We start from the raw sequence: 7,237 nt of genomic DNA, 5'->3' as shown, positions 1-7,237 counted from the left end.
TTCAAAATGTCTTTTGTTTAAAGTGAGTAAACGAAGATTGTTTTTGATTGCGGTTGAACCTATAAAAATATCTCTCATCTCGATTATCTTATTTTTTTGCTTTAACTCCCGGTAAACTTTAGCGGAGATAAGGCTACAATCCAAATCAAAATTCAAAATTCGGAAAGGTTCTATTAAAGTTTGAAATTCATCTTTTCGCACTTTATTAGTTACGCCGCACTCAAACTCAAAAATAGATACAACGGATAAATAGATATTATGATCAATAAGAATTGATCTTAAAATTGTATTTTTTTTATTTCTTTTCCGAAAAAAATCTATAATTATATTTGTATCGATTAGAACGTTTTTATTTTCCATTTATTGATTTCCTTTCCTACATTTTCAATTTCGGATAAAGTTTCTTCATCCCACCTAGACATTTTTTCAACTTTCGATAACCACTCTTTTTTATTCTTTTTTTTCTCTGAAAAGAAAACAATAATTTCGATATTCGACCCAAAGGGAATGTCTTTTAATGGTCTCTCGATCAGTATCTCTTTTTCATTAATATATGTTCCTCTATTTTTTATTGCTAACATTTTCAACACCTCTTTTTCAATAATTTTTTTAAGACAATATCTTTTTTTTTAGTAGAAAGTGTCAATAATTTTTATGATATCTTTGTAAAAAAAACTACTTTGCGAAAGTTGTCTCCCTTGGAATTTCTCGTGAAGAATTTCCGCAAAGATCGTTCCGATTGAACTACTCTTTCCAGTTCAGAGCAATAGTTTTACCTTTTTCTTCATTTACAGTTTGCAGGATTATTGCTCCTGTTATGAAAAAGAAAAGAACCGACAGAATTGCTATTTTCTGGGAACTGGTATTTCTGGCAATTTCTCCATAAATAATAGGTCCGATAATAGCGGCAAGTTTACCGGAAAAGGCATAAAATCCAAAGAATTCTGCCATCTTATTACCTGGTGTGAGAAGTGCCAACATCGTGCGACTGCTCGATTGACTCGATCCCATAGCGATACCGGCGAGAAGACCGACACCGTAAAATTCATTTGCACTTCTGCAGATAAATGCCCAAATCACTGCTAACATCCATAAAATCAGAGTTATCGTAATTGTTTTTTTTGCTCCTTTTTTTTGGACGATAAAGCTGAAAACAAACGACCCGATCATTGATGCTATTTGCAAAATGATGAAATAGATAAGTAAATCTTTTGTAGTCATTCCAAATTCTTTTTTCCCAAAAATCGCACCGAAAGTAATCACTGTTGTGATGGCATCATTATAGATGAAATAGCTGAAAATAAATCTTTTCAAATCTTTGAATTTTTTAATATTTTTAAATGAAACTCGAATTCGATTGTAAGCTGTTTTAAAATAATTTGTTCTTTTTGAAGGTCGATGAATTTCTTTCAACCAGATGAAAGTGAAAATTGAAAAAATCGCAAAAAAGAGTGCAACAGCCGGAAATGTTAGACGAATCCAATTATTGTGAACAAGCGGGAGAATGAGAAGTAACGAAAAAAGACCGCCAAAATATCCCCAAGCCCATCCCCATCCTGATATTTTTCCAATTTTATCTCGATGAACAATGTCCGGCAAAAGTGCATTATAAAATACATTTGCACTGTGAAAACCAAAATTGGCAATGATAAAAAATAACATCCCTATTATTATATTTCCTTCTTTCACGAAAAACAACAGGGCGGTAAATATTATTGTTAGATATGTGTGATAAAACAGGAATTTCTTTTTGGCTCGCGAATGATCGGCAACTGCACCGAAAATCGGAGCCGAAATTGCAACTAAAAACATTGATATGGCAATTGCATGTCCCCATAAAGCGGAACCGAGATCAGCATCACCGACAACTTTGTCCACAAAATATACGCTGTAAACAACTGTTACGATGATCGTAGTAAAGGAAGAGTTGGCGAAATCATACATCATCCAGCCGAAAATGTTTTTTGTCAGTTTCATTTTATTTTTTCCAGATCAATAAGAGGTAGTTCAAGACTTTTGTAAATTTCTCGATTCGGAGTTGCAATAAATATTTGATGTTTGTTTTCGAGTATTTTCATGATATTCTTAATTCTCTTTTTATCTAGTTCAGCAAAAACATCATCAAAGATCAGGATAGGAAATTCCGTTGTTTTTTTCAATATTAAATTTGCCTGAACCAATCTGGAAGTGATCGCTAAAGATTTTTTCTGACCTTGAGAACCAAATCTACGAGCCGAATTTCCATTTAAATAGAACTCATAATCATCAAGATGAGGACCGAACAAGCTTCGTTGAGCATTCATTTCCTGTTCCTCGATCTCGTCGAGATGTTCTCTCATATTCTCTAAAAAAGATTCAGTTTCAGGACTCGGAAATGAAAATTTATAATTGATCTTAACATGCTCTTTTTCATCGGTGATAAGAGAGTATTTCTCATTTAATAATGCCCTGAAATCTTCCAAGTATCGAGTTCTGAACTCTATAACTTCAGAACCTCTCTTAATAAATTGCAGATCCCAGGAATGTTTCTCTTTTTCATTGAAATCATTCTTTAACAATGCATTCCTCTGCTTTAAAACCTGGAAATATTTCCGTAAAACAGCAAGATATTGAAAGTTATGTTGGGAAATTGCCTGATCAAAAAAATCCCTTCTGAAAGATGGTGCTCCGCTGATAATATTTATATCAACAGGTGAGAAATATACTGTTTTCAGATATTGATAAAGCTCACTAATTTTTGAAATGTTTATATTATCGATTTTTATGATCTTTTTTTGTTTTTCAGCAGCAGCTTCGATGGTTATTTCTTTTTCGTTTAGCTCGAATTTTCCCCTAATACGAAAAAATGCTTTTGAGAAATCTATCAGATCAAGATCATTATTTGTCCGAAATGATTTCCCAAAAGCAAAATAGGAAACAGCTTCCAATAGGTTTGTTTTTCCTAATCCATTCTTTCCGAATATAATAGCACCTTCCGGTGCGAAACTGAGCTCAAACTTCTGGAAATTCCTAAAATTCTGAAGATATAAATATTTTACTCGCAACTATTTTAACCGAAGCGGCATCAATAAAAATCTGGTAAAATACTTCTCATTCTTATCAGTATTGAAAAACAAAGCGGGTTCATTTGGCTGCCCCATTCTGATCTCAACCTCATCGGATTCGATAACATGGAGAATGGCATTTAAATAGCGATAGTTAAAAGCAATCGAAAGTGATTCACCGGAATATTTGAAATTTTCCAGAACCTCATTAGCTTCTCCCTCATCTCGCTTTTCCGAACTGATCGTCAACTTTTCATTGGTGATATCAAATTTAACCTTGAATGTATCTTCCGAAGCCAATAGTGATACTCTTCTAATGACTCCTCTTATAATTTCAGTATTGATGATCAAAACATTATTATTATTGGTTGGTATAGCTTTCGTATAATCAGGAAAATTTCCTTCAATGATATGCGTAAACAAGGTGTAATTTCCATAAGAAAACATTACTCTATTGGACTCGAGCAACACCGAAATTTTAGGTATCTCATCATTAATAACTTTATCAAGAAAAACCATCCCTTTAGTTGGAATGATCTGTTCCTTTCCTTCTTCAATATCCTCATGGGTCAACAGTTTGAATTCTGCAATTTTCTTTCCGTCGGTGGCTACCATCAATTGATGATCAGGATTCATCTTCCAGAAAATACCGGTAAATATAGGTCGGTTAATTTCCGTTGAAACTGCAAAATGAGTGCTTTCGATCATTTTTTTGAACATCGTGGCATCAAGTTCTATTACTTGTGAAAGGTCTTTTTTGGGAACTAACGGAAATTGACTGCTTTCCGCACAAAGTAAATTGAATTTTGAATGCTCGCAAATGATCTTTAACGAATCTTCTTCGACCATCAGATGCACCATTGCTTCTGGTAAAGAATTAATGATCTCATTAAAATTCTTAGCAGAGACCGCAGCTTTTCCCGGTTCAGAGACATTTGCTTCAAATTCGACAACAACTGTAATTTCCAGATCAGTAGCTGTAAATTTTAATAAATTATTCTGATCATCAGCTTCCAATAAGTAATTTGTCAGAATCGGCATGGTATTCTTACTGGGAACGATATTATATAAATGCTGAATATTATTCAATAAATCCTGTTTATCTATTGAAAATTTCATACTTTCCTCTTCTTTGAATTTGTGTTTCCGATAAAAAGAAAGCAAGAGCTGTTAAACTCTTGCTTTCAAAAGGATTTGTGTAAATTACTTAACTGCGTCTTTAAGTTTTTTCCCAGCTTTAAATACAGGAACTGTCCTGGCTGCGATCTTGATTTTGGCTTTTGTTTGTGGATTAACACCTGTTCTTGCTTTTCTGTTTACAACTTTAAAAGTTCCAAAACCTACTAAAGATACTTTATCTCCTTTTTCTAAAGTTGTGGTAACACCATCAACAAAAGAATTTAAAGCAACATTAGCAGCTTTTTTGGTAATTCCTGCATCGCCTGCGATTTTAAGAATTAATTCTTGTCTGTTCATTTGACTCCCTCCTTTTTTTTTACCTTTCATGGTGGTTTAGTGTTTTTTTTTAGCGTAAATCCTGTCAACAAAAAAATCAGTAAACCTGCATTTTTAAAGGAAAAGCAGCAATTTTTTTTATAAAAAATCCTTTGTTTTTTCTCTGCTGGATAATCATAACTACTTATAATATTAGTAGTTATGAATGATTTGATGAGATTCCATAAACTACGATAAATATTTATAAAAAAATATATAACAACAAGTTAACAGTTATCATCCTTTGATTTCATATTCATTAAAATTTTTATCAAAAAGGACTAAAAAAACATTAAAAAAATCATAAATATTTATCGCAGTTTCTGGAATGGTTCTTGCTTGAATACAATTATATTTTAATAAGGAGGATTTTTAAATGAAATCAAAAATAATGATCATCGTGCTATTTGTGATGAATCTATTCATTTTCTCTTCGGTTGTAAATCTTAATTATGAATTTGAGCATCCAAAACTTAATTATCTTGAAAATTTTAGTGTAGTTAATTTCGAAAATACTAAACAACTTGGAAACCTTGGAGAACCTTCTCTTCCTTATCTCGGAATTAAACTGCTTCTTCCTCAAGGAGAAAAAGCTGCTTCTATAAATGTTCGGAAGTATGATCGTATTAAAATTGCAGACGATGTTACTCTTGCTCCGATGCAGAAGCAAATAGCTTTATCAGCAAATGAAATTCCTGGCTTTGTAAAACCGGATCCAGCGATCTATTCGCAAAATAGTATCTATCCTGAAAAATGTTATAATGCTCTATCAACGCACTATCTATCAGGCTTCAGTATGGGTTTTACGGCAATAACTCCCATCGAATATAATCCTTCTACTAAAGAAATCTGGTATTATCAAAGGATGGAAATCGAGATAACTACGAAACCGGATCGGGAAGCTACAGAAGCGACAAAGTTTTTACATAATGAAGATTTTATTGTCAACTTTGTTGCTAATAATGTCAATAATCCGCAACAGATGAATTCCTATAATCTGAATCAGGATAGAGATGATGTAATAGATTATTTGATAATTGCGGAACAATCTAAAATAGATATGTGGGAGGATTTGATAAATATTTATCATAATCGTGGATTATACACAGAAATTTTTACGATCGAAGATATTCAAGCCGAGCAAACCGGAAATGATCTTCAAGAAAAAATTAGAAATTTTCTGATCGAGAAATACACCAGCTCTTCCATCAGGTTTGTTCTATTAGCCGGAGATACGAATGTTATTCCGCATCGTGGATTGTATGGAACAGTAAACGGCGGAGGAACAGTTGATTATAATATTCCTGCTGATATGTATTATTCCTGCCTTGATGGAAACTGGAATAATGATATGGATGACAAATGGGGAGAACCGGATGAAGCTGATCTTGCTCCTGAATTTGCGATCTCAAGATTCTGTTATAACAATGATCAGGAAATCAATAATTTCATCAATAAAGTAGATGGCTACCTGAATTCTCCGGTTCAGGAGGAATTGACGACTTCTCTTTTTGTGGGTGAATATCTCTGGGAAGGACCAACCTGGGGCGGAGATTATATGGACGAAATGATCGGAGGATCATCCACCAACGGACACGAAACTATTGGAGTTCCAACCGATTGGGATATTTCAACTTTATACGAAAGAGACGGAAACTGGGAATCTCCTGATATTCTATTTGAAATGAGCAATGGTCCAAATCTGATCAATCATCTCGGACATTCCAGCACTGATTATAATATGAAATTATACAATAACCAGGTTCATGACGGAAATATTACCAATGACGGAAACAGCGAAAATTACTCGATCATCTTTACTCAGGGATGTTATGCCGGAGCCTTTGATGCCAATGACTGCATCACCGAGAAATTTGTTTCGATAGCTAATTCATCAGTTTCCATGATCTCTCATTCCCGCTATGGTTGGGGACAACAAGGTTCTACAGACGGAGCTTCTCAATTCTTCCATCGTGAGTTTATCGATGCTTTGTTCGGAGAGGAAATTTATACTCTCGGTTATGCTTTGAACGATGCCAAGATCGATGCCATTCCTTTCATGTCCGGTAATAATACGGTCATGTATTGGGTGTGTTATGAAACAAATATCATTGGTGATGCCGGATTGACGGTCTGGACAGATACACCGCAAGATATGATAATTACTCATCCGCAGGAAATTTTTGTCGGTTCCGAACAGATCGAAGTAACTTCTGATGTTCTGGGAGCAGATGTGATAGTGACACTCGATAATGAAATTATTGGAATGTCCAACACAGGAATTGGTGGAAATACGACGGTTGTGTTTTCCGAACCGATTCAGGTAATGACGAATTTAGCGATTAATGTTCTCAAACAAAATTATAATACTTATGCAGGGATCATCACGGTTATTCCTGCAGAGGGAGCTTATGTAGTTTGCGATGAGGTAAGTTTTAATGAAGATGGAGATTATATCGACGGTTCTCTTCAATCTCTCGACCTGGTGAATATGGATGTAACTTTAACAAATGTCGGCATGGATATTACCGGAAATTCCGTAACAGCGACTCTTATTACGGATTCGGAATTTGTTACGATTTTAGACGATTATACTGAAACTACTGAAATCGAAGGAGAAGGATCAATTCTGATCGAGAATGCTTTCCAAATCGAACTGCTTGCCGGAATCGAGGACAATACCGCCATTGTTTTTGAAG

The 7,237-nt window shown here is 34.3% G+C and carries 7 protein-coding genes; 1 reads left to right on the top strand and 6 read right to left on the bottom strand.

The window, feature by feature from the left end:
- From ENL20_07055 to ENL20_07030, 6 genes are all read right to left on the bottom strand, one after another.
- On the bottom strand, positions 1-360 hold a 360-nt coding region (locus tag ENL20_07055), incomplete at its 3' end, for a type II toxin-antitoxin system VapC family toxin (GenBank protein ID HHE38315.1).
- Positions 339-581: a hypothetical protein gene (locus tag ENL20_07050; protein ID HHE38314.1), complete on the bottom strand. Its 243-nt coding sequence runs from the start codon at positions 579-581 to the stop codon at positions 339-341. The genes ENL20_07055 and ENL20_07050, both read right to left, overlap by 22 nt.
- A gap of 163 nt (positions 582-744) precedes the next feature.
- Positions 745-1,977 (bottom strand): MFS transporter, encoded by a 1,233-nt coding sequence (locus ENL20_07045; GenBank protein ID HHE38313.1) that lies wholly within the window; start codon positions 1,975-1,977, stop codon positions 745-747.
- Positions 1,974-3,044 carry a DNA replication/repair protein RecF gene (gene recF, locus ENL20_07040; GenBank protein HHE38312.1) on the bottom strand — a complete coding sequence of 357 codons (1,071 nt, stop codon included), beginning with the start codon at positions 3,042-3,044 and terminating at the stop codon, positions 1,974-1,976. The genes ENL20_07045 and recF overlap by 4 nt, the downstream gene beginning before the upstream one ends.
- Entirely contained in the window at positions 3,045-4,163 is a 1,119-nt protein-coding gene (dnaN, locus tag ENL20_07035; GenBank protein HHE38311.1) for a DNA polymerase III subunit beta, read from the bottom strand.
- Between the two features lie 84 nt (positions 4,164-4,247).
- Positions 4,248-4,520, bottom strand: a complete 273-nt coding sequence (locus ENL20_07030; protein ID HHE38310.1) for an HU family DNA-binding protein — start codon at positions 4,518-4,520, stop codon at positions 4,248-4,250.
- A 394-nt stretch (positions 4,521-4,914) separates the two neighbouring features.
- On the opposite strand from ENL20_07030, the gene ENL20_07025 reads away from it, so the two are divergent.
- Positions 4,915-7,237 (top strand): hypothetical protein (locus ENL20_07025; protein ID HHE38309.1); only part of this gene is annotated, 2,323 nt, incomplete at its 3' end.

The organism is Candidatus Cloacimonadota bacterium (genome assembly GCA_011372345.1).
Taxonomy (GTDB): Bacteria; Cloacimonadota; Cloacimonadia; order Cloacimonadales; family TCS61; genus DRTC01.
This window is presented reverse-complemented; position numbering and strand designations above follow the sequence as displayed.

Coding starts and splice junctions, on each gene's coding strand:
- ENL20_07030 (HHE38310.1), bottom strand. CDS start 4,520: ATGAACAGACAAGAATTAATTCTTAAAATCGCAGGCGATGCAGGAATT.
- ENL20_07050 (HHE38314.1), bottom strand. CDS start 581: ATGTTAGCAATAAAAAATAGAGGAACATATATTAATGAAAAAGAGATA.
- dnaN (HHE38311.1), bottom strand. CDS start 4,163: ATGAAATTTTCAATAGATAAACAGGATTTATTGAATAATATTCAGCAT.
- ENL20_07045 (HHE38313.1), bottom strand. CDS start 1,977: ATGAAACTGACAAAAAACATTTTCGGCTGGATGATGTATGATTTCGCC.